Source organism: Corynebacterium sp. Z-1, from assembly GCF_031844665.1.
In the GTDB taxonomy this organism is placed as follows: Bacteria; Actinomycetota; Actinomycetes; order Mycobacteriales; family Mycobacteriaceae; genus Corynebacterium; species Corynebacterium sanguinis.
Genome location: NZ_CP134621.1, coordinates 1,795,758 through 1,817,215 on the forward strand (window position 1 = coordinate 1,795,758; position 21,458 = coordinate 1,817,215).

Annotated in this window: 21 protein-coding genes; 1 reads left to right on the top strand and 20 read right to left on the bottom strand. The window is 66.3% G+C overall.

The window, feature by feature from the left end:
• Window positions 1-6 precede the first annotated feature (6 nt).
• Genes carA through pyrR form a run of 4 tightly spaced genes read right to left on the bottom strand, consistent with a single transcriptional unit; the run spans window position 7 to window position 3,943 of the window.
• Window positions 7-1,158: a glutamine-hydrolyzing carbamoyl-phosphate synthase small subunit gene (carA, locus tag RIU96_RS08755; RefSeq protein WP_144689393.1), complete on the bottom strand. Its 1,152-nt coding sequence runs from the start codon at window positions 1,156-1,158 to the stop codon at window positions 7-9.
• A gap of 18 nt (window positions 1,159-1,176) precedes the next feature.
• Window positions 1,177-2,460 (bottom strand): dihydroorotase, encoded by a 1,284-nt coding sequence (locus RIU96_RS08760; protein ID WP_136651208.1) that lies wholly within the window; start codon window positions 2,458-2,460, stop codon window positions 1,177-1,179.
• Complete coding sequence (locus RIU96_RS08765; protein WP_144772643.1) at window positions 2,457-3,380, bottom strand: aspartate carbamoyltransferase catalytic subunit; 924 nt, start codon at window positions 3,378-3,380, stop codon at window positions 2,457-2,459. The genes RIU96_RS08760 and RIU96_RS08765 overlap by 4 nt, the downstream gene beginning before the upstream one ends.
• Window positions 3,377-3,943, bottom strand: a complete 567-nt coding sequence (gene pyrR, locus RIU96_RS08770) for a bifunctional pyr operon transcriptional regulator/uracil phosphoribosyltransferase PyrR (RefSeq protein WP_136651206.1) — start codon at window positions 3,941-3,943, stop codon at window positions 3,377-3,379. The genes RIU96_RS08765 and pyrR overlap by 4 nt, the downstream gene beginning before the upstream one ends.
• Before the next feature lie 203 nt (window positions 3,944-4,146).
• On the opposite strand from pyrR, the gene RIU96_RS08775 reads away from it, so the two are divergent.
• Window positions 4,147-5,481, top strand: coding sequence for a TIGR01777 family oxidoreductase (locus RIU96_RS08775; RefSeq protein ID WP_144689399.1), 1,335 nt, complete (start codon window positions 4,147-4,149; stop codon window positions 5,479-5,481).
• 630 nt (window positions 5,482-6,111) lie between these two features.
• Here RIU96_RS08775 and RIU96_RS08780 read toward each other — a convergent pair.
• The 16 genes from RIU96_RS08780 to alaS form a co-directional block, all read right to left on the bottom strand.
• A complete protein-coding gene (locus tag RIU96_RS08780; protein ID WP_311204881.1) occupies window positions 6,112-6,870 on the bottom strand; it encodes an ATP-binding cassette domain-containing protein in 759 nt (252 codons plus the stop codon).
• A gap of 10 nt (window positions 6,871-6,880) precedes the next feature.
• Window positions 6,881-7,927 carry an ABC transporter permease gene (locus tag RIU96_RS08785; RefSeq protein ID WP_259823583.1) on the bottom strand — a complete coding sequence of 349 codons (1,047 nt, stop codon included), beginning with the start codon at window positions 7,925-7,927 and terminating at the stop codon, window positions 6,881-6,883.
• Entirely contained in the window at window positions 7,924-8,772 is an 849-nt protein-coding gene (locus tag RIU96_RS08790) for a sugar ABC transporter substrate-binding protein (protein ID WP_396136766.1), read from the bottom strand. The genes RIU96_RS08785 and RIU96_RS08790 overlap by 4 nt, the downstream gene beginning before the upstream one ends.
• 571 nt (window positions 8,773-9,343) lie before the next feature.
• On the bottom strand, window positions 9,344-10,195 hold the full coding sequence (locus RIU96_RS08795; protein ID WP_144689405.1) for a PPK2 family polyphosphate kinase: 852 nt from the start codon (window positions 10,193-10,195) through the stop codon (window positions 9,344-9,346).
• Window positions 10,196-10,208: 13 nt separating this feature from the next.
• Window positions 10,209-10,775, bottom strand: coding sequence for a transcription antitermination factor NusB (gene nusB, locus RIU96_RS08800; RefSeq protein WP_136651199.1), 567 nt, complete (start codon window positions 10,773-10,775; stop codon window positions 10,209-10,211).
• A complete protein-coding gene (efp, locus tag RIU96_RS08805) occupies window positions 10,775-11,338 on the bottom strand; it encodes an elongation factor P (protein ID WP_006840229.1) in 564 nt (187 codons plus the stop codon). Before efp ends, nusB begins: the two co-directional genes overlap by 1 nt.
• A gap of 69 nt (window positions 11,339-11,407) precedes the next feature.
• Window positions 11,408-12,499 carry an aminopeptidase P family protein gene (locus RIU96_RS08810; RefSeq protein ID WP_144318210.1) on the bottom strand — a complete coding sequence of 364 codons (1,092 nt, stop codon included), beginning with the start codon at window positions 12,497-12,499 and terminating at the stop codon, window positions 11,408-11,410.
• Window positions 12,486-12,932 (bottom strand): type II 3-dehydroquinate dehydratase, encoded by a 447-nt coding sequence (aroQ, locus tag RIU96_RS08815; protein WP_136651197.1) that lies wholly within the window; start codon window positions 12,930-12,932, stop codon window positions 12,486-12,488. The genes RIU96_RS08810 and aroQ overlap by 14 nt, the downstream gene beginning before the upstream one ends.
• Entirely contained in the window at window positions 12,929-13,978 is a 1,050-nt protein-coding gene (gene aroB, locus RIU96_RS08820; RefSeq protein WP_136651196.1) for a 3-dehydroquinate synthase, read from the bottom strand. Before aroB ends, aroQ begins: the two co-directional genes overlap by 4 nt.
• A 12-nt stretch (window positions 13,979-13,990) precedes the next feature.
• Window positions 13,991-14,545 (bottom strand): shikimate kinase, encoded by a 555-nt coding sequence (locus RIU96_RS08825; protein ID WP_136651195.1) that lies wholly within the window; start codon window positions 14,543-14,545, stop codon window positions 13,991-13,993.
• On the bottom strand, window positions 14,538-15,764 hold the full coding sequence (gene aroC / locus RIU96_RS08830) for a chorismate synthase (RefSeq protein WP_144318209.1): 1,227 nt from the start codon (window positions 15,762-15,764) through the stop codon (window positions 14,538-14,540). Before aroC ends, RIU96_RS08825 begins: the two co-directional genes overlap by 8 nt.
• A 13-nt stretch (window positions 15,765-15,777) precedes the next feature.
• Entirely contained in the window at window positions 15,778-16,182 is a 405-nt protein-coding gene (locus RIU96_RS08835; protein WP_259807932.1) for a prepilin peptidase, read from the bottom strand.
• Between the two features lie 28 nt (window positions 16,183-16,210).
• The gene (locus RIU96_RS08840; protein ID WP_311204883.1) at window positions 16,211-17,020 is read right to left on the bottom strand and encodes a shikimate dehydrogenase; all 810 of its coding nucleotides are present in this window, start codon (window positions 17,018-17,020) and stop codon (window positions 16,211-16,213) included.
• Window positions 17,020-18,168 carry an endolytic transglycosylase MltG gene (gene mltG / locus RIU96_RS08845; protein WP_144318206.1) on the bottom strand — a complete coding sequence of 383 codons (1,149 nt, stop codon included), beginning with the start codon at window positions 18,166-18,168 and terminating at the stop codon, window positions 17,020-17,022. Before mltG ends, RIU96_RS08840 begins: the two co-directional genes overlap by 1 nt.
• Entirely contained in the window at window positions 18,165-18,659 is a 495-nt protein-coding gene (gene ruvX, locus RIU96_RS08850) for a Holliday junction resolvase RuvX (RefSeq protein ID WP_144318205.1), read from the bottom strand. Before ruvX ends, mltG begins: the two co-directional genes overlap by 4 nt.
• A gap of 58 nt (window positions 18,660-18,717) precedes the next feature.
• On the bottom strand, window positions 18,718-21,384 hold the full coding sequence (gene alaS, locus RIU96_RS08855; RefSeq protein ID WP_144318204.1) for an alanine--tRNA ligase: 2,667 nt from the start codon (window positions 21,382-21,384) through the stop codon (window positions 18,718-18,720).
• Window positions 21,385-21,458: the final 74 nt, after the last annotated feature.

Sequence of the window (21,458 nt, forward strand, 5' to 3'; positions counted from 1 at the left end):
TCCTGGTTACTTCTTGTTGGGGCTGGCGTTGTCCATCAGCTCGATAAACTGATCAAACAGCGGGTTGGCGTCGTGGGGCCCGGCCGCGGACTCCGGGTGGTACTGCACCGAGTACGCCATGCCGCTTTCCAGGGCGACGCCCTCGATGCTGCCGTCGTTAAGGCAGGTGTGGGTGACAAGGGCTGGGCCGAAGTCGGTATCGAAGCTCTCGCCCGGGCCCACCGGTGCTTCCAAAACGAAGCCGTGGTTCTGGGAGGTGATGTCGATCTTGCCGGTGAGGTGGTTTTTCACCGGCACGTTGACGCCGCGGTGGCCGAACTTCATCTTCGTCGTCCCGAGCCCGAGCGCGCGGCCGAGGATCTGGTTGCCGAAGCAGATGCCGAACAGCGGCACGCCTGCGGCGATGACGTCGCGGGTGACGTTGACCATGGCGTCGGCGGTCGCGGGGTCGCCAGGCCCGTTGGAGATGAACACGCCGTCGGGGTTGTACTGCGTGATCTCGCTGTACGGGGTGTTGGCGGGTACGACGATGGTCTCAATGCCGCGGTCGGCGAAGTGACCCGGGGTGGCGCTCTTAATGCCCATGTCGTAGGCGACGACGGTGTAGCGCTTCTCCCCCTTGGCGGACACGGTGTAGGGCTTGTCGGTGGAGACCTCGTCGGCGAGGTCGGCGCCGGCCATCGAGGGCTGCTCGTTGACTCGCGCCACAAGCGTATCGACGCTCGCACGCGCAGCGTCACCGATGAAGATTCCCGCGGCGATCGAGCCTTCAGTGCGCAGGTGGCGCACGACGGTGCGGGTGTCCACGCCGTAGATGCCGACGACGGACTGCGAGGCCATCTCCTCTTCCAGGGAGCGCTCCGCGCGCCAGTTGGACACGCGCTTGGCCAGGTCGCGGATGACCAGGCCCGCGACCCAGATCTGGTTGTCGTGGGACTCATTGTCCTCGTCGTTCCACCCGGTGTTGCCGATCTGCGGGGCGGTCATCACCACGATCTGGCGGTGGTACGACGGATCCGTCATGGTTTCCTGGTAGCCGGTCATGGCGGTGGTGAAGACCGCCTCACCGAAGACCTCCCCGGATGCGCCGAAGGAGTAGCCCCGGAAGACGTGGCCGTCGCCGAGCACGAGGACGGCCGGGATGCGTTCGTTTGTCATGGTAGAAATCCTTAGCTCTCAGTTGCTCTCAATGCTCGAGTGGGTCAGGGCGCCGCGCAGCAGCGTCAGCTCGACGCGCGCTGCAAAGTCCATGCCCTCGTAGGGGGTGTTCGACGCCTTGGAGGCCATCTCCTCGCCGCGGGCGGTCCACGCCGCAGTGGGGTTGACCAGCGCGAGGTTGGCGGGCTCGCCGACCGCGATGGGCCGGCCCTGGTCCGCGAGTTTCAGGATCTGCGCGGGGCGCTCGCTCATCACCTTGGCCACGAACCGCCAGTCGGCGCGGCCCGATTCGACGAACACCTTGGCCACGACGGCGAGCGATGTCTCCAGGCCGAGCATGCCGGGCTTGGCGTGCTCGAACTCCACGCACTTGTCCTCGCTGCCGTGGGGCGCGTGGTCGGTGGCGACGACGTCGACGGTGCCGTCGAGAAGCGCCTCGCGTAGCGCTCGCGCGTCCCGGTCCTCGCGCAGCGGCGGGTTTACGCGGAAGTTGCCGTCGTAGGTTTCGAGCTTCTCGTCGGTCAGCAGCAGGTGGTGCGGAGTGACCTCGGCGGTGACGTTAATGCCCTGGGCCTTGGCCCAGCGCAGAAGCTCGACGGTGCCTTCGGTCGAGGCGTGGCAGATGTGCAGGCGCCCGCCGTAGTCGCGGGTCATGATCGCGTCGCGCGCCACAATGGACTCCTCCGCCACCCGCGGCCAGCCGCGTAAGCCGAGCCGCGCCGCCGTCTCGCCCTCGTGCGCGCAGGCGCCCTCGGTCATCCTGTGGTCCTCGGCGTGCTGGGCCAGTAGCACGTCGTAGGCCTTCGCGTACTCGATGGCGCGGCGCATCAACTGCGGGTCATTGACGCACTTGCCGTCGTCGGAGAACATGCGCACATGCGAGCGGCTCATCAGCCCAATCTCGGTGAGCTGCTCGCCGCGAAGCCCCTGGGTGATCGACCCGACCGGGTAGACGTCGCAGGTGCCGTGGGCTTGGCCCTTTTCCCACACCGCGTCGGCGAGGAAGGGCTGGTCGATCACGGGGTTGGTGTTGGCCATGGTGAACACGGCGGTAAACCCGCCGCGCGCGGCCGCGTCCGAGCCGGTGGCGATGGTTTCCGTGTCCTCGCGGCCGGGTTCTCGCAGGTGCACGTGCATGTCGACGAGCCCCGGCAGCAGCACCTTGCCCCCGCAGTCGTAGGTGGCGTCGGCGCCGCTGGGGTCCACATCCGCGCCGATCTGCGCGATCACTCCGTCTTTAATGAGGATGTTGACCTCGTCCTCGCCATAGGGGCGGGCGTTTAACAGTGCGAGTGTGGTCATGAGTTGTCCTCTCCTGCCAGAAGCGTAAACAGCACCGCCATGCGGGTGTACACGCCGTTGGTTACCTGGTCGAGAACCACGGCGTTGTCGCGGTCGGCGACGCCGAAGTTGATTTCCATCCCGCGCAGCATCGGGCCCGGGTGCATGATGATCGCTGAGTCTTTCAGCGCGGCAGCACGCGCCGCGGAGAGCCCGAACAGGGTCGCGTACTCGCGGTGCGAGGGGAAGAACCCGCCGTTCATCCGTTCCGCCTGCACGCGCAGCATCATGACCACGTCGGCGTCGGCGAGCTCGGCGTCGAAGTCGCTGCTCACGCGAGCGGGCCACGTTTCAACGCCCGTGGGGAGCAGGGTCGGCGGGGCGACTAGCACCACCTCGGCGCCGAGGGTCGACAGCAGGTCGACGTTCGAGCGCGCCACGCGCGAGTGGAGCACGTCGCCGACGACCAAAACCTTGCGGCCCTGAACATCGCCGATGCGCTGGCGCATGGTGACGGCGTCGAGAAGCGCCTGCGTGGGGTGCTGGTGCTGGCCGTCGCCGGCGTTGATGATGGAGGTTCCCGGCAGCCACTGGCTTAGCAGGTGCGGGGCGCCGGAGGCCGGGTGGCGGATGATGATGGCGTCCGCGCCCACCGCCTCAACGGTCAGTGCCGTGTCCTTGAGGGATTCGCCCTTCTTCACCGAGGAGGACGATGCCGAGAGGTTGATTACATCGGCGCTCATCCACTTGCCCGCCGTCTCGAAGGAAGATCGCGTGCGGGTGGAGTTTTCGTAGAAGAGGGTGAAAATCGTGCGCCCGCGAAGTGTCGGTAGCTTCTTCATCTGGCGTCCGTGCAGGGCCTCTTTAAAGCGGTCGGCCTCGTCCATGATGCCGACGATCTCGTCGCGGGTCAGGTCCTTGATGTCAATGAGGTGCTTCACTGCGTATCCTCCCTGCTCAGCGTCACCGCGTCGGAGGCGTCGATTGGGGTCAGCGTGACGCGCACGTCCTCGCTGCGCGCGGTCGGGATGTTTTTGCCCACGTAGTCTGCGCGGATCGGCAGCTCCCGGTGCCCACGGTCGACCAGCACTGCGAGCTGGATTGCCGCTGGGCGGCCGATGTCTGCGATGGCGTCGAGGGCGGCGCGGATAGTGCGACCGGAAAACAGCACGTCGTCGACAAGGATGACAATCCCGCCGTTGATCTCCCCCGGGATATTCGTCGGCAGCAGCGCGCGGTGCGGGCGGTTGCGCAGGTCGTCGCGGTAAAGCGTGACGTCTAAGCTGCCCACCGGGATCGAGGTGCCGGAGAACTCCTCTACGGCTGCCGCGATGCGCTCGGCCAGCGGGACTCCTCCGGACGGGATGCCGAGCAGCATCACGTTGGACGTGTCCGCGCCAATGGCGTTTTTCTCTATGATCTGGTGCGCTATGCGTGCGATCGTGCGCGCCACGTCGGAGGCGTTTAACAGCTCCGTCGCCGCGCGCGAATCTTTCTCGCTCACCGGACCTCCTTCCCCGCCTCTCTGTGCGGAATTTAAAGGATGTCGAACTTTAGGTTGTAAGTCTTCCGAGACCTGTCGCAATGCTACCAGTACCACGGCGGTGCGTTGCTAGTCACGGCGTCGGCCCTGCTGCAGCGGCCCGGAAGTGTCTACGTTGGTGTGCACACACCCTTGTCACCCGACGCTCGATCCGAGGCCCCCTTATGAGCTTGAACGCTTCCCACCACGTCCTCGCACCACGCGAAAAAGTCTGGCAGTGGCACACCCGCCCCGGTGCCGTTGTCAGGCTTACTCCCCCGTTTTTGCCCATGCGACCTATCGAGCAAGCTCGCTCGCTTGCCGACGGCACCACCACCTTCGCCCTGCCAGCCCGCCAGCGCTGGGTGGCCAAGCACGTTGACACCGGTTACCGCGAGGGTGCCCAGTTCCAGGACACCGTGGTCAACCAGCCATTACGCACCACCACGCAGTGGGTGCACACCCACAGCTTCGCCGACGCCGGGGACGGCGCCACGACCGTGACTGACGACATTGACACACGCGTGCCCCGGTTCCTGCTGGAAAAGGCGGTGGCCTACCGCCAGCACCAGCTCATCGCGGACTTTAAGTTCCTGTCCACCCTGCCCGACACCGCCCCGCTGACCGTCGCCATGACAGGGGCCAGCGGCCTTGTCGGCACCGCGTTGGCGGCGCAACTGGGTACCGCGGGGCATACGGTGATTGCGCTGTCACGCAGCCGCGGTGAGGGTGCCGGGACGCGTCATTGGGACGTCGATAAGCCCGCGGCTAACCTGCTTTCCGGTGTTGACGCGGTGATTCACCTCGCCGGCGAGTCAATCATGGGGCGCTTTACGGAGAAGAAGAAGCGCGCGATCCTCGAATCCCGAGTCGGGCCGACGGAGAAGCTGGCGCGGCTGGCCGCGGACAGCGGGGTCAGCACGTTCGTGAGCGCCTCCGCCGTGGGCTACTACGGCTCGGACGCCGGGGGTTACGAGCACGACGAGAGCGCTCCGCGCGGCACCGGCTTCCTCGCCGAGGTGTGCGAGCAGTGGGAGCAGGCCTCGCGTGTCGACGGCCTGCGCACCGTCAACATCCGCACCGGCCTGGCACTCTCCGGCGCGGGCGGGCTGCTGCCCGTGATGCGGCTGTCCGCCTCCACCGGCGCCGGCGCCCGCTTCGGCCAGGGCGAAAACTGGATGAGCTGGATTGCGCTCGACGACCTCACCGACATCTACGTGCGCTCGCTTATCGACGCCCGCTTAAGCGGCCCCGTCAACGCCACCGCGCCGCACCCGGTCACCAACGCCGAGTTCTCCGCCACTCTCACCGACATTCTGCGCCGTCCCGACATAGTGTCAATCCCGAAGTTCGGGCCCGCCGTCTTGCTCGGGCGCGAGGGCGCCGACGAGCTGGCGCTGGCAAGCCAGCGCGTCGTTCCCCGCGCCGCCACGGAGGCCGGGGCCGACTTTCGCTACCCCACGCTCGAGACCGCGCTCGCACACGAGCTCGGGCGGGAATCACTGGTGGACCAGGCCTGATGGATCGTGTGGAGGTTGGTGCGTGGGCGGTACTGTCGCGCGCTGGGGTGTCCGCGATGTGGGGGCGCCAGGTTTGGAGCGCGGCGTTTACAATCCGCAATGCGGAGTCGCCTAGTGATGAAGCGCGGTGCTCAAAGTCCGGAATGCGGAGTCGTCGCAAACCAAGTCACACCGCAAGTCGGCCCACTCAGTCCGCAATGCGGACTCATAACTAGCCAGGCTTTACCCTAAACTCGCCCGCAAAGTCCGCAATGCGGAGCCCCCAGGGATGAAGCGCGGCGTTTACAATCCGCAATGCGGAGTCCCCACGACTTGAAGCTCGCCCGCAAAGTCCGCAATGCGGAGTCGCCGCAAACCAAGTCACGCCCCAAGTCGGCCCACTCAGTCCGCAATGCGGACTCATAACTAGCCAGGCTTTACCCTAAACTCGCCCGCAAAGTCCGCAATGCGGAGCCCCCCCGGTTTGGAGCGCGGCGTTTACAGTCCGCAATGCGGAGTCCCCACGACTTGAAGCGCGACCCGCAGAGTCCGCCATGCGGAGTCCCCGGGTTCAGAGCAATACGTTCAGAGTCCGCAATGCGGACTCGCCCAGACCCCGCAGCCACCTCAAACGCGGCAGCGGCTATAGCCCTACCGCTCCAGCTCGTGGCTTAATGCAGCGAGCTCTTCACCGCCGGCCATCTGCGCGGTGAGCTCCTCGAGTGTGATGTCGGCGCGCTCGGCGTTAATCTCCTGGCGCCCCAGCTTCAAAATGGTGAAGCGGTCGCCCACCAGGTACGCGTGGTGGGGGTTGTGGGTGACCAGCACAACAGCGACACCGCGGTCGCGCGCTGCCGCGACGAATCTCAGCACCACGCCCGACTGCTTGACGCCCAGCGCCGCGGTCGGTTCGTCGAGAATGACCACCCGGGCGCCGAAGTGAATGGCGCGGGCGATGGCGAGGACCTGGCGCTGGCCGCCCGAGAGGTTGCCGGCCTCGACGTCGACTTCGGGAATGTTGATGCCCATCTCGCGCAGGGCGTCGTCGCAACGCGCGCGCATCTCGTCCTGCTTCAAGGTGCCAAGCATGCCGCTGATCTCGTTGCCGAGGAAGAAGTTGCGCCACACGCTCAAGCTGTCGACGATCGCGAGGTTCTGGTACACGGTCGCGATGCCGTGGTTGATTGCGTCGCGCGGGGAGGAAAACGTGGTGGGGGTGCCGTCGAGAAGCATCTGGCCCGAGGTGGGTTGATGCAGCCCAGAAAGAATCTTGATGAGAGTCGATTTGCCCGCTCCGTTGTCACCGAGCACGCACAACACTTCGCCCTGATCAATTTCGAGGTTTACTCCGCGCAGGGCGTCGAATGCGCCGTAGGACTTTGTTACGTCCTGAAGTTGGATAATCGCCATTGCTGCTCCCCTACCTCGAATCCGTGTACCTGGTGAAGGCGGTGTTGGTGAACACTGCGAACAACAGCATCGCGCCGAGGAAGAACTTGAACCAGTCCGGGTTCCACCCAGCGTAAACAATGCCCTGGTTGGTCAGGCCGAAGATGAGCGCGCCGATAGCGGTGCCGATTGCGGTACCGCGGCCGCCGTTCATCGAACAGCCACCGATGACCGCCGCGATGATGTAGAGAAACTCGTTGCCCACGCCCTGGCCCGCCTGGATGGAGTCGAAGGCGAACAGGGTGTGCATGCCGACGAACCACGCGGCGAAAGCGACCGTCATGAACAGGATGATCTTCACTCTCGCCACGGGCACACCGGAGGCGCGCGCGGCGTCCTGGTTGCCGCCGACCGCGAAGATCCAGTTGCCAAATGTCGTCCTAAACAGTACGAACGACGCCACAGCGACGAACAGCAGCCACCACACGACGGTGATGCGGATGCTCACCCCACCGATGGAAAAGGAGCTAGCGAACACCGCCCGAGCCGAATCAAAACCCGCCATGTTGGAAATGCTCGGGGTGGCAACCTGGCCGGTCACCAGCTTGGTCACCGCCAGGTTCAGGCCCTGGAGCATGAGGAACGCAGCGAGGGTGATCAGGAAGCTGGGGATGCCCGTGCGCGTGACAAGCACGCCGTTGAGAGCACCGATGGCCAGCGAGATGCCCAGCGCAATGACCGCGCCGACCCACACGTTGAGGTGCAGGTTGTAGTTGAGCATCGTCGCCGCCAGCGCCGCGGTGGTCACCGCCACGCCGCTGGACAGGTCGAACTCGTCGCCGATCATCAGCAGGCCGACGGCCAGCGCAACAATGCCGAGCGTGGAGCTGGCGTACAGGACCGTGGCTACCGCGTCGAGTGAGCGGAACGCGGGTGCGACGAACATGAACAGCGCGAACACCAACGCCAGGCCCAGCAAGCTGGCCAGCTCGGGGCGGCGGATCAGGGCACTGACGCCGGAGTGGCGCCTGAGTCTGTCCTCGTCAGAGGCACAGGCAGCCGTGGTTGCGGTGCTCATCGCATGCCAGCCTTCGCGGCCTCCGCGATCTTGTCCACGTTGCTCGCTTCGACGAAGCTCGGGCCGGTGTAGACGGGCTGGCCACCGCCGATGGTGCCGCCGTTGCGTTTAGCCAACCACAGCGAGTCCACGGCGAGGTAGCCCTGCAGGTACGGCTGCTGATCGACGGCCCACTTCACGCTGCCGTCGGCAATGGCGTCGACAAGCTCAGCGTTCGTGTCAAAGGTCGCGATCTCAGCATCGGAACCGGCGTCCTTGACCGCGTCGATCGCGCGCATGGCCACCGGGGCCTGGAGGCCGAACACGGTGTCAATCCCGGGGTCTTGTGCCAGCTTGGCCTGCATCGTGGCCTGCGCCGAAACGAGGTCCTGGCCGTTGACGTAGAGCAGCTCCACCTTGCCGGAGTCGCCGAGGCCCTCCTTGACACCAGCGCAGCGTGCTTCCTGCGAGGAGTTGCCCTGCTCGTGGATGACGCACAGCACGTTCTTCGCGCCCTCGTCCTTCAGACGCTCGCCCGCGGCGGTGCCGGCAACGGTCTCGTCCTGGCCGAAGAAGCCGCTGAGCCCGTATTCGGCGTACTCGTTCATGCCGGCGTTGAGCCCGACGGTGGGAATGCCCGCCTCGACGGCGCGCTGCGCGGCCGGGCCGATGGCCTCGGCGTTGGGCAGGGTCACGGCGATGCCGTCCACGCCGGCGTCGATCGCAGACTGCACCAGGTTCGCCTGGTTGGGCGCCTGCGGGTCGGAGGAGTAGCGCAGCTCGATGTTGTCCTTCGCCGCCGCATCCTCCGCGCCCTTGCGCACGAGGTCCCAGAACGTGTCGCCGGGGGCGCCGTGGGAGACCATCGCGACAACGTAGCGCGGGGTGTCCACGCCGCCGGCTGTTTCACCGCCAGCGGAGCTCTCCGGCGCACCGCCGGTGGACGAGCACGACGCCAAAGCGGCGGCTGCAGAAACGGTAACGAGAGCGGCAAAAAGTTTTCGAGTATTTATCACCCCAACATAGTGGCCGAGCGTATCTGCCCTAGTCAAATGGGGTTTTTTCCACTTGAATCGATCAAGATCGCTTGACCTGCGCAGTCACTAACCCTTTTCGCCCTAGGCAAAGTAAAGAAAAACGGCAAAGGTCATAATCGGCCACGCGAACAGTGTGAGAATGAGCGCGGGGTAGAGAAGCCAGTCGGGTTTGCTCACTGCGGTTGCTAGGCCGTACACCACGGTGACTGCAAGAAGGACCACGTACAGATACCACGACAGATTGGGATTGTGGGGCTGTTATACGGAGTTGCCACCCACACCGCAATAATCAGAAGCCACGCTACAGGCCGCCGCGATACCGTCTCCTGCGACATTCAGACCTCTTTTTCGCGGCGCGTTTCCATCACCGAGAACTTTAGCGGACCCGAGACCGCGACCCCTAGGAATGCGCGAGCCTCTCCAGCTCTACCTCGGGGTCGAAATCGGCCTCCGGCCACGACAGGCCAAGCGATTTCAGCGCGTCGTACATCAGGGTCTTGACCACGGTGCGGCAGTAGTCCTTGTTGTCGGACGGGATGCAGTACCAGGGCGCTGCGTCGGTGGAGGTGCGGGTCAGCGCGATCTGGTAGGCGGCCATGTACTGCGACCACAGGCGGCGATCATCGATGTCGCCTGGGTTGTACTTCCAGTGCTTCTCCTCGTTTAGGATGCGCTCGCGCAGGTTCTCCTCCTGGAACTCGCGCGAAATGTGCGGCATGACCTTGATGATCTTCACGCCGCGCGCGGCCAGCTCGCTCTCCCACTCGACGATCGCGCCGTAGCGGCGCTCAATCTCCTCCGGCGGTGCCATCTGCTTCACGCGCTGCACCAGCACGTCCTCGTAGTGGGAGCGGTCAAACACCGCCACCATGCCAGGCTCCGGCACGTGCGGCTCGAAGCGCCACAGGAAATCGTGGGCGCGCTCCTCCTCGGTCGGCGGGCCGAACGCGTGGACGCGCACGCCTTGCAGGTCCATCGTGGAACCCACAACGTGCTTGATCAGCCCGCCCTTGCCCGAGGTGTCCATGCCCTGCAGGATCAAAAGGACGCTGCCCGCATCGCTGTTGCCCGCGCGGGCGTTGGCGAAGAGCATCTCTTGCAGGTCTTCGAGCTCGTCGTCGAAGGTATCGAAAGCCTTGTCCACCTTCTTATCGCTGTCGAGACCCGGGGTCGCGGTCGGGTCGACGTCGGCAAGCTGGAAGTTCTCGTCGACGCGGAATTGCTGCGCTTCCTCTACAGAAATCCTGGCCATGGTTTGTCCTTACTTAAGCCTTGTGCGGTTCGTCGCGCTCGATGTCCAGCGCGCGGGGCTCGGCGATCGGCGCCTCGGCGATGATCTCGCCGAGCACGTCTTCGCGCTCAGCCGACTCGTCGGCGGGTGAATCGGCCTCGGGCGCCGGGAGCGTCTTCACAACGTCGTCAAGCACCGCGTGAATGTACGGCGGTGCGGCGTGGCCCGCGTACTCCTCCGCCATCCCCAGCGCGTTAGAAATCGCGATCGGCGCGGCGACGTCGTCGTTGAACAGGATCTCCCAGGCGGCGACACGGAGAATTTGCCTATCGACGGCCGGAAGGCGACCAAGCTCCCAATCCTGCGAGAGGAACCGCTCGACCGCGTCGTCGACGTCGTCAAGCTTTTCGGCAACCCCGGTGATGATCTCGCGGGTGTACTCCGCAATCGGCGCGACCGCGTTCTGCGGGTCCTGGGCCAGCTCGATGCGGTCCTCGACCACCGCGACGGGGTCGATGTCGCGCGTCTCGGCCTCGAAGAGGATATCCACGGCTCGGCGGCGCGCCCGGTACCGCGCGCCGCGACTCTTGTAGTCGCTCATTACTGGTTCACGCGCGAGAGGTACTCGCCCGTGCGCGTATCCACCTTGACCACGTTGCCGGTCTCCAAAAACAGCGGGACCTGGATCTCCGCGCCGGTTTCCAGCGTCGCGGGCTTGGTGCCGCCCGTGGAGCGGTCGCCCTGCAGGCCCGGCTCGGTGTGCTCGATCTTCAGGTCGACCGAGATCGGCAGCTCCGCGAACAGTGCCTCGCCCTCGTGGAAGGACACCTGCACGCGCATGTTCTCCAGCAGGAAGCGCGACGCCTCGCCGAACTTGTCCTCCGGCAGCTCGTACTGCTCGTAGGTCTTGTCGTCCATCACGACGTAGCTGGTGCCGTCGTTGTACAGGTACGTCATGTCGCGGCGGTCCACCGTCGCGGTCTCCACCTTCACGCCGGCGTTCCAGGTCTTGTCCACGGTCTTGCCGGAGACGACATCCTTGAGCTTGGTGCGCACGAATGCGGGGCCCTTGCCCGGCTTGACGTGCTGGAACTCAATGATCTGCTGCAGCTTGTTATCAACCTTGAGCACAAGACCGTTTTTGAAATCGGCGGTAGTTGCCACGTGACGTGCCTTTCCTAGTGGTCGGGAGTGGTATGCAAACACGACAATGCTACACCACCGGCGGAGGACTTAAACAATGGTCAGCGCCTTGTCCCACTCGGTGATCACCTGCGGCGCGCCGGAGGTGATGATCAGCGTGTCCTCGATGCGCACCCCGCCCTTGCCGGGGACGTAGATGCCGGGCTCGATGGTCAGCAGCATGTTCTCCTCCAGCACGCCCTTGCCGGTCGGCGCGGCGGCGGGAGCCTCGTGGACCTCTAGACCGATGCCGTGGCCGGTGGAGTGGGTGAAGTAGTCGCCGTAACCCGCGTCCTCGATGATCTCGCGCGCCGCCTTGTCGACGTCGACAAGCGCCGTGCCCGGAGTCGCCGCATTGATGCCGGCGAGCTGGGCGCGCAGCACGATGTCGTAGATTTCGCGGGCGAAGTCTGTGGCGTGGCCGACGACGAAGGTTCTCGTCATGTCCGAGTTGAAACCCTGGCGGTGCATGCCGAAGTCGATGGTGACCAGGTCGCCGTCGACAAGCGTGCGCTCGCCGGCGCTGTAGTGCGGCATGGCGGAGTTCGGCCCGGAGGCGACGATGGTGTCGAAGCTGGGCCGCTCGGCGCCTAGCACGCGCATGCGGTACTCGAGGTCGGCGGCGATGTCGCGCTCGGTGCGCCCGGCGGCGAGCTCGCCGGCCTCGACGAGCCCGGTCAGCGCCTGCGCCGCGAGACGCGCGGCCTCGGTGAGACGGCGCAGTTCAATGTCGTCTTTGGTCAGGCGGATCTGCTCGATCACGCCTGTCACGGGCACGAGCGTGACGCCCTCTGGGCACGCTTTGGTCAGCCGCTCGAGCGCGGCGACGGAGACGTAGTCCGCCTCGAACCCGACGCGGCGGCCCTCCGGGACCCCCGACAGCAGCGCCTCGGCGCACTGGCGGGTGATGGTGGCCTCGATGTCCGGGACCTCGACCGCGACCTGGGTGGTGTAGCGGCCGTCGGTGGCGATCTCGGCCGAGAGGTCCTTGGAAATCTTCAGCGCGGCGTTCGAGCCGGAGAAACCGGCCAGGTAGCGCACGTTGATCAGGTTGGTCACCAGCATCTCGTCGACACGCTGCGCGGCGAGCATGCTCGCCAACTTGCGACGGCGGGTGGCAAAGCGGGTATCAGCAAGCGGCATGGTTCCTCCTGACAAAGTAATCGAGGGCGAGGTCGTAGCCGGTCGTGCCCAGCCCGGCGATCACCCCGATGGCGATCGGCGAGAGGTACGAGTGGTGGCGGAATTCCTCGCGGGAGTGGACGTTGGAGATGTGGACCTCGATAAAACCCGCGCCGTCGGCGACCTCGGCCAGCGCGTCGCGCAGCGCGACAGACGTGTGGGTCAAGCCCCCGGGGTTGATAATCACGGCCCAGCCGCCGTCGGCGGCCTCGTGCACCCAGTCGATGAGCTCGCCCTCGTGGTTACTTTGGCGGCACTCGAGTTCCACGCGGCGCTCGGCGGCGGCCTCGCCAAGCCGCTTGACGACGTCAGCGAGCGTCTCGGAGCCGTACACGTCGGGCTGTCGCTTGCCCAACCGGTTCAAGTTGGGCCCGTTGAGCACTAAAACCTTCATGAGATAGCAGAATACGCGTCGCGCATCTCCTCGATGGTCGAATCCTCGATTCGGGTGCACGAGCCCAGAGAATCGAGCACGACGAAGCGCACCCGGCCGTCGCGGTTCTTCTTATCGCGCGTCATCGCCTCATACAGTTCGTCGAACGCGCCCGCCTCGTAGGTTGTGGGCAAGCAGATGCGTTCGAGGATGTTTCGGTGCATCTCCACGATGTCGTCGCCGATCAGCCCCCTGTTGCGCGCGAGGTGGGCGACGAACATCATGCCGACGGCCACGGCGTTGCCGTGGCGCCAGGTGTAGTTTTCGCGCAGCTCAATCGCGTGGCCAAGCGTGTGGCCGTAGTTGAGGATCTCCCGCAGGCCGGATTCCTTCAAGTCCTGGCTGACCACCGACGCCTTAACGGCCACAGAGCGCTCCACCAGCTCCGCGTAGTGGGCCTGGGGGTCGTCCATGTAGAGCTCCAGGATCCGCGGATCCGCGATAAACCCGGTCTTAATCAGCTCCGCCGAGCCGGAGATGAGCTCCTCTTCCGGCAGCGTGATGAGCCGCTCAAGGTCGATAAACACCGAGTCCGGCTCGTGGAAGCTGCCCACGAGGTTCTTGCCCGCGGCGGTGTTGATCCCGGTCTTGCCCCCGACCGCGGCGTCAACCATCCCGAGCAGTGACGTGGGCACCTGGATGACCTTGATCCCGCGCATCCACGTCGCGGCCACGAAACCGGCCAGGTCGGTCGCAGCGCCGCCGCCGACACCGATGACGACGTCCTGGCGGGAGAATTTCTTCTCCCCCAGCAGCTCCCACAGCCCGGACAGGACCTCCATGGTTTTGCCGTCCTCAGCGTCGGGCACGGGCGCGAGGACGCACTCGACGTTGGCGGACTCCACGGCCCGGCAGATCTCGCGCGCCACGGCCGCCAGCGGCACCTGGTGGACGATGAGCACTTTGCGCGCGCCGATCGCACCCACGCGCTCGGCGACGCCGGAGAGGTTGCTGTGCCCGATGTGGACCTTGTACGGGGAAGGCCCGTTGACCTCGACTACTGCCATGTTCCTACTCCTTCACAGGGAATCGATGATTCCCAATACCTCGGCCACCACGCGCTGCGGCGGCCGCTCGTCGGTGCGCACGCGGTGGCTGGAGACCTCCCGGTACAGGTGCTCGCGCGACGCCAGCAAGTCCCGGTAGTGCTGCGCCGGGTCGGCCGCGTTGAGCACCGGGCGCGTCGTCTCGTTGGCGGTGCGGCGGATTCCTTCCTCCGCGCTGACATCAATCCACACCACGGTGTGTGCTTGGAGGAGCGTGCGGGTGGCGTCGTTAAGCACTGCTCCCCCGCCGAGGCTGACCACCCCGCCGGTCGCGAGCGCTGTGGCGACGTAACCGGCCTCGAGCTCGCGGAAGTTCTTCTCGCCGTGCTCGAGGTAGACCTCGCCGCAGGCCTTGCCCTCCCCCTGCTCGATCAGCTCATCGGAGTCCACCAGCGGCAAGTTCAGAGCGCTCGCTAGACGACGCCCAATCGTCGACTTTCCGGCGCCCGGCGGCCCCACCAACACCACGCGCGGGCGCGAGTGCACCACTGCAGCCGTCGCAGCTACATCGCCATGCGTATCACTCATCCGTACCTCCAATACCCGGGAAAGCCAGACGCTTCGAAACATAGTCATTGTAGGAGACAACGTTGGCTTTGACCTCCGCAAGACTGTCGCCGCCGAACTTCTCGGTCACAGCGCGCGCGAGCACGAGCGCCACCATCGCCTCGGCGACCACGCCGCCGGCGGGTACGGCGCAGACATCGGAGCGCTGGTGGATGCCCGTCGCCGCCTCACCGGTGGCCATATCGACGGTGCGCAGAGCGCGCGGCACCGTGGAGATCGGCTTCATCGCGGCGCGCACCCGCAGCTGCTCGCCGTTGGTCATGCCCCCTTCGAGCCCGCCGGCGCGGTTTGTCAGGCGGCGGACGCCGTCGCTGTCGCGGACCATCTCGTCGTGGGCTGCGGAACCGCGGCGGCGCGCCTCCTCGAAACCGTCGCCGACCTCCACGCCCTTGACTGACTGGATGCCCATCAACGCCGCGGCGAGCTGCGCGTCTAGGCGCGCGTCGCCGGAGATGTGCGAGCCCAGGCCGATGGGCAGGCCGTCGACGGCAACCTCGACGATGCCGCCGAGGGTATCGCCGTCCTTCTTCGCGGCTTCGATCCGCGCCACCATGTCCTCCTCAGCGGCCTTGTCGAATGCGCGAACGGGCGAAGCATCGACGGCCTCAATGTCGGCAGGCGTCGGCGCGTGTCCGCTGTACGGCGCCGACTCCCCGATGGAGATCACGTGGGAGACGATTTCCACGCCGAGGACCTCGCGCAGCAACGAGCGCGCGACGGCACCCGCGGCGACACGCGCCGCCGTCTCGCGCGCCGAGGAGCGCTCCAGGATCGGGCGCGCGTGCAGGTGCCCGTACTTGACCATGCCGGCAAAATCAGCGTGCCCGGGGCGCGGCCGGGTCAGCTGCGCGCCGCGGCCGGAGCTCATTGCCTTGGCCACCTCGGGGTCATCCATATCCACCGGCTCCGGGGACATGATCGTGGTCCACTTCGGCCACTCGGTGTTGGCGATCTGGATGGCGATCGGGCTGCCGATGCTATAGCCGTGCACCACGCCGGTGAGCAGGGTGAGCTCATCGGCCTCAAACTTCATGCGCGCCCCGCGGCCGTAGCCGAGGCGGCGGCGCGCGAGCTGGTGGCCGATCTCCTCCTTGGTCACGGGCACGCCAGCAGGCATGTTCTCGATCAGGGCGACAAGCGCCTGGCCATGGGATTCCCCAGCGGTGGTCCAACGAAGCATGCGCAACATTGTGTCACAGGTCGCCTTGCGCCAGCGCATATAGGCCAACCAGCCACGCCGCCGCGAGCATCGACGGCCCGTGCGCCAGCCCACGCCTGCGCGTCACAGCGGCTGCGACCAGCGTGAACAGGCTGGCCGCCAGGATCGCGGCAAGCACACCCCCGACGCCCGCCAGCAGAGCGCACGCGATGCCCAGCGGCACTGCCAGCTTCACGTCCCCGCCGCCCACACCGGACCCGGCAACCAGGTACAGAGACGGCCAGAGAAACCCCCACAGCCCCACCGGGTGCGCCACGCACGCCGCGAACATGACGACGGCCCCAGGCAGCGTCAACCAATCCGGCAGGCGCAGCCTGGTTAGATCGAAATACGTCAATGCGGCGCTCCACGCGAGCGCCGCAGCCCCCCACAGCCACATAAGGTGTGAGTCTAGGCCACGGCCCGGCCTAGCACCTGGGGTACAACAGCGCCTCGCGCATCGCCTCGCGCGGCGCGGCAACCCCGGTGAACTGCTCAAACTGGCTAAACGACTGTTCGGCGAGCATGACCAGCCCGCCCACTGACGTGTACCCGTTGGACGCCGCGGCCGTGGCAAGCGGTGTGGGCCAGGGATCATAAATCACGTCCACCACGGGCGCGTGGCCGAGCAGCTTTGCGTGCTCCTTCAACGCGTGGGCGGGCACCGTGGACACAATCACGTCCGCATCGATCGCGAGTGCCCTAACATCCGCGTCAAAGGACGTGAACTGCAGCTGCGCGTCCTTGACCAGCGGGCGAACCTCTGCACTGCGGTCGCTGCGGTTGAGCACCGTGAGGTTGTTCACCCCACGCTCGCCAAGCGCCCACAGTGCCGGGCGCGCCGTGCCACCCGCGCCGATGACCAGGGCGGACGTGATAGGGGCGTCGCCAAGCAGGGCGGTAAGCGCCCCGGCGATGCCCTCGCAGTCGGTGTTGTCGGCGCGCCACCCGCCGTCGATACGCGTGAGCGTATTCGCTGAGCCGATCGCTGCCGCGCGCTCGGTGGCCTCAGTAGCGAACTCGAGCGCGGCGAACTTCGCGGGCATGGTCACCGAGAAGCCGCGAAAGGTCTCGTCCGCGCGGCCGACGATTGCGGGCAGCTGCGCGGCGGTGCATTCGATGCGCGAGTACTCCCAGTCGCGCAGCCCCGCCGCGGCATAGCCGGCGTTGTGCAGCACCGGCGACAGGGAGTGATCAATCGGCGAGCCGAGCACGGCCGCGCGGTGGTTGACACTCATTAGCGCTGCGAGTCCAAGATGCCGGACTCGTAGGCGCGCTGAGTGTCCTCCAGGTGCTGCTCGAAGGTGTCGTTGAACACCGTCGTGCCGTCGGAGTCGATGGTGACGAAGAACAGCCAGTTGCCCTCGGCGGGGTTCTCCATTGCGGTGATTGCCTCGAGCGACGGCGAGGCGATCGGGGTCTCCGGCAGGCCGTCCATCGCGTAGGTGTTCCACGGGGTGACGCGCTGGCGCGCCGAATCGCCCGTGGCGACCTCGACCGTGGGCAGGTCGTAATTGACGGTGGAGTCGAACTCCAGGCGCATCGGCGCATTCAGGCGGTTGAGGATCACGCGCGCGACCTTGTCAAACTCGCCCGCGGGGGCCTCGCGCTCCACCAGCGACGCCGCGACCAGCAGCTCGTAGGGGGTGATGCCGACCGTCTCCGCGCGCGCGACGATGTTGGTGGAGTCGTACAGGTCCGCCGAGCGGGAAATCAGGTCGGTGAGGATCGTCTCGGCGTCCGCACCCGGGTCGATGATGTACTCGCCCGGGGCGATGAGGCCTTCGAGGCGCTTCGGGTCGCCGGCGCGCGCGGTGACCGTCTCAGCCGCCCAGTCGGGCACACCGAGGTCAGCGGGGTTCGTGTTCGCCGCGACCTGCTGGAGCTTCTCGACGGTCACACAGTCCTGCGTCGGCTGATCCCCGCAGGAGACCTGCTGGATCTGCGAGTAAATGCCCTGGCGGGTCTGCCCGCCGACGACGTTTACGTCCATCAGCGTGGCGCCCCCGTTGACCTGCAGCGGCGTAATCCGGTTCGCCGGGTCGAGCAGGGCAGCCACCGCGGCCTCCGCGCTCATGCCCGACTGCAGGCGGTAGAAGCCCGGCTGGATGTTGTGGGAATCCGGGTGCGCCATCGCGGCGGACTGGAAGGCGGAGTTCGACTTCACCACACCCTTTTCTTCCAGCTGGGGGCCCAGCGCGGAAACGCTTGAGCCCTCGGGGATCTCCACGACCTGCTCCTCGCCGGTTCCTTCGCCCTGGAAGTCCCCGCCGCCGGCCGAGCGCGCCGTGCCAATCCACGCGATAAGGCCCACGATGAGCAAAATGGATGCGACGATGACGGCTACGCCGAGGGTGCGCTGCCGGGCGATTCGTCCAGTTGTCATGGGTGAGTCTCCTTGAGAGTAGTTAGTCGGCCATCGAGCCACGATTGCAAGATCTCCACCGCCGCAGCTTGGTCGATCACCTTGCGGCCCGCTTTCGCGCTCACCCCGGACGCGCGAAGCGCGTGCGTGGCGGCCACGGTGGTGAGGCGCTCGTCGCCCATCCTCACCGGGACGCCGCAACGTGCGCGAAGGCGCGCCGCAATGTCTTCGGCGTGCTTGACGCTTTTCGAACCGTTGCCCTTGAGGTCACGGGGCAGACCGACGACGACCTCGACGGCCCCGTAAAAACCAATCAGCTCAACGAGGCGGTCGACGTCCGCCCCGTCGTCATCTCCGAAAGTAGTCACACGGTCCACGGTTTCAACGGGCATGGCCAGGCGTGCGTCGCGGTCGGAGACGGCGACACCGATGCGAACGGTCCCGACATCAAGACCGATGCGTCGGCCGTTGCCCGGGTCGTCCGCCCCTGGTGTGTCGGGGAGCACCTTCATAGCCTGTCCTCGCTCGTGATAGTAACGTGTCCGATTTGTTATCTTACGGTACGAGGACCTAAGCCTGTGCCAGGTGATCCCTAACTGCGTTGAAGCCGGCCGAAAGCCCTTCCGGATTCGAGCCCGAGCCCTGCGCCAGATCCGGCTTGCCGCCGCCCTTGCCGTCAACGTAGCCGCCGATGAGCTTGACCAGGTCACCGGACTTGACACCCGCCTGGACCGCGGACTTCGTGGCCGCCACCGCAAACGGCACCTTGCCGTCGACGCTGGAGGCGAGCACGACCACACCCGGCTGGGTGCCGAGGCGCTCGCGCACGTCGGACGCCATGGTGCGCAGGTCGCCGGCGCCGAGGCCGTCGGGAAGCGTCACGGCGACAAGCGAGAACTCGCCGACGCGCTGCGCCTGCTCGACGTACTGCGCGGTCTGGCTGGAGAGCTGCTGGCGGCGCATTGCCTCGAGCTCCTTCTCCGCGGCGCGCAGGCGATCGGTGAGCTGCGCGATGCGGTCCGGCAGCTGCTCGGTCGGCGTTTTCAGCTCCGCTGCCAGACCCGATGCCAATGCGGCCTCGCGGGAGAAGTAGCGGAAGGACTCCAAGCCTGAGTACGCCTCAATGCGCCGCGCGCCGGAGCCGACGGAGGATTCACCGAGCACCGCCACGGGGCCGATCTGGGAGGAATGGTCGACGTGCGTGCCGCCGCACAGCTCGATGGAGAACGGTCCGCCGATCTCCACGACGCGCACGACGTCACCGTAGTTCTCGCCGAACAGCGCCATCGCGCCCATCGCCTTCGCCTCCTCGAGCGAGGTCTCGATGGTGTTGACGGCGAAGTCGGCGTCGACGGCCTGGTTGGTGATCGTCGCGATCTCGCGCATCTGCTCGTCGCTGAGCTGCTCGGTGTAGTTAAAGTCAAAGCGCAGGTAGCCCGGCTTGTTCAGCGAGCCCGCCTGCACCGCGGTGGGGCCGAGCACCTGGCGCAGCGCAGCGTGGATGAGGTGGGTGGCGGTGTGCGCCTGACGCGCGCCGTGGCGCCACGCGCTGTCGACCTCGGTGGTCACGCCCTGGCCCAGGTCAAGCCCGCCGTTTTGCACGGTGGCTTTGTGGATCCACAGCTTCTTGCCCACCTTCTGCACGTCGGTGACGTTGAGCACGGTGTCGCCGACGACGATGCGGCCGCGGTCGCCCATCTGGCCGCCGGACTCGGCGTACATCGGGGTGACGTCGAGGATGACCTCGACCTCATCGCCCTGGGAGACCTCGGTGACCTTCTCGCCGTCGCGCACGAGGCCGATGACGGTGCCGTCGTGGGTCAGCTCGCTGAACCCGACGAACTCAGTCGGGCGGGTATCGACCCACTCGCGGTAGAGGGACTCGTCGACGTTGCCCTGCTTCTTCGCCTTGTTGTCAGCCTTGGCGCGCTGGCGCTGCAGCGCCATCTCCCGGTTGAACTCCTCCATGTCCACCTTGAGGCCGGACTCGCGGGCCATCTCCAGCGTCAGGTCGATGGGGAAACCGTAGGTGTCGTGCAGCTCGAAGGCTTGGGCTCCCGGCAGCGTGCCGGCCCCAGCAGCCTTCACCGATGCCGCGGCCTCCTCGAAGCGGTGCGTGCCGGACTCCAGCGTCTTCATAAACGCGCGCTCCTCGGCCACGGCGACGCGGACGATGCGCTCGCGGTTGTCGGCGATCTCGGGGAACGACGGGGTCATGGTGTCCATGATCGTGTTCATGAACGACTCCAGCACCGGCGCGGTGGCGCCGAGGAGGCGTGCCGAGCGCACGATGCGGCGCAGCAGGCGGCGCAGGATGTAGCCGCGGCCTTCGTTGGACGGCGTGACGCCGTCCAGGATGATCATCATCGCGGTGCGCGAGTGGTCGGCGATCACGCGGAAGCGGACGTCGTCACGCTGATTGCCCGCGTTGTAGCGCGCGCCGGTGAGCGAGATGGCGGCGTCGATCACTGGGCGCAGAAGGTCCGTCTCGTAGACGTTGTCCACGCCCTGCAGGATGCAGGCGACGCGCTCAACGCCCATGCCGGTGTCGATGTTCTTCTTCGGCAGCTCGCCGATGATCTCGAAACCCTTCTTGTCGCCCTCGCCGCGGATCGACTCCATGAACACGAGGTTCCAAATTTCGAGGTAGCGCGTGTCGTCGGCGATGGGGCCACCCTCTTTGCCGTGCTCGGGGCCGCGGTCGTAGTAGATCTCGGAGCACGGCCCGCAGGGCCCGGGCACGCCCATGGACCAGAAGTTGTCCTCCATGCCCATGCGCTGGATCCGCTCGGCGGGCACGCCGATAACGTTCTCCCAAATGTCGGCGGCTTCGTCGTCGTCAAGGTAGACGGTGACCCACAACCGCTGCGGGTCAAGCCCGTAGCCGCCCTCGGAGACCGGGTTGGTCAGAAGCGCCCAGGCGTGCTTGATCGCGCCTTCCTTGAAGTACTGGCCGAAGGAGAAGTTGCCCGCCATCTGGAAGAACGTATTGTGGCGGGTGGTGATGCCGACTTCTTCGATGTCGAGGGTGCGCACGCACTTCTGAATGGATGTCGCAGTGCCCGAGGCAAACGGCGGGGTCTGCTGGCCCAGGAAGTAGGGCTTAAACGGCACCATGCCCGCGTTGACGAACAGCAGCGTCGGGTCATCCAAGATCAGCGAGGCACTCGGCACCGGCTCGTGTCCGGCGTCGACGAAGTGCTGGGTGAAACGCTCTCGGATCTCATGGGTCTGCACGGGCGATATCCTTTAACAAGTGGAAGGGGAGTAAAACCGCAAACCACTTTACCCGCGCGGGTGCCCTCGCCGGC

Excerpts from the sequence above, each read along its gene's own strand:
- carA (WP_144689393.1), bottom strand. The coding sequence starts at position 1,158 with ATGACAAACGAACGCATCCCGGCCGTCCTCGTGCTCGGCGACGGCCAC.
- RIU96_RS08760 (WP_136651208.1), bottom strand. The coding sequence starts at position 2,460 with ATGACCACACTCGCACTGTTAAACGCCCGCCCCTATGGCGAGGACGAG.
- RIU96_RS08775 (WP_144689399.1), top strand. The coding sequence starts at position 4,147 with ATGAGCTTGAACGCTTCCCACCACGTCCTCGCACCACGCGAAAAAGTC.
- RIU96_RS08780 (WP_311204881.1), bottom strand. The coding sequence starts at position 6,870 with ATGGCGATTATCCAACTTCAGGACGTAACAAAGTCCTACGGCGCATTC.
- RIU96_RS08785 (WP_259823583.1), bottom strand. The coding sequence starts at position 7,927 with ATGAGCACCGCAACCACGGCTGCCTGTGCCTCTGACGAGGACAGACTC.
- RIU96_RS08790 (WP_396136766.1), bottom strand. The coding sequence starts at position 8,772 with ATGGTCTCCCACGGCGCCCCCGGCGACACGTTCTGGGACCTCGTGCGC.
- RIU96_RS08795 (WP_144689405.1), bottom strand. The coding sequence starts at position 10,195 with ATGGCCAGGATTTCTGTAGAGGAAGCGCAGCAATTCCGCGTCGACGAG.
- nusB (WP_136651199.1), bottom strand. The coding sequence starts at position 10,775 with ATGAGCGACTACAAGAGTCGCGGCGCGCGGTACCGGGCGCGCCGCCGA.
- RIU96_RS08810 (WP_144318210.1), bottom strand. The coding sequence starts at position 12,499 with ATGCCGCTTGCTGATACCCGCTTTGCCACCCGCCGTCGCAAGTTGGCG.
- aroQ (WP_136651197.1), bottom strand. The coding sequence starts at position 12,932 with ATGAAGGTTTTAGTGCTCAACGGGCCCAACTTGAACCGGTTGGGCAAG.
- aroB (WP_136651196.1), bottom strand. The coding sequence starts at position 13,978 with ATGGCAGTAGTCGAGGTCAACGGGCCTTCCCCGTACAAGGTCCACATC.
- RIU96_RS08825 (WP_136651195.1), bottom strand. The coding sequence starts at position 14,545 with ATGAGTGATACGCATGGCGATGTAGCTGCGACGGCTGCAGTGGTGCAC.
- aroC (WP_144318209.1), bottom strand. The coding sequence starts at position 15,764 with ATGCTTCGTTGGACCACCGCTGGGGAATCCCATGGCCAGGCGCTTGTC.
- RIU96_RS08835 (WP_259807932.1), bottom strand. The coding sequence starts at position 16,182 with ATGTGGCTGTGGGGGGCTGCGGCGCTCGCGTGGAGCGCCGCATTGACG.
- RIU96_RS08840 (WP_311204883.1), bottom strand. The coding sequence starts at position 17,020 with ATGAGTGTCAACCACCGCGCGGCCGTGCTCGGCTCGCCGATTGATCAC.
- mltG (WP_144318206.1), bottom strand. The coding sequence starts at position 18,168 with ATGACAACTGGACGAATCGCCCGGCAGCGCACCCTCGGCGTAGCCGTC.
- ruvX (WP_144318205.1), bottom strand. The coding sequence starts at position 18,659 with ATGAAGGTGCTCCCCGACACACCAGGGGCGGACGACCCGGGCAACGGC.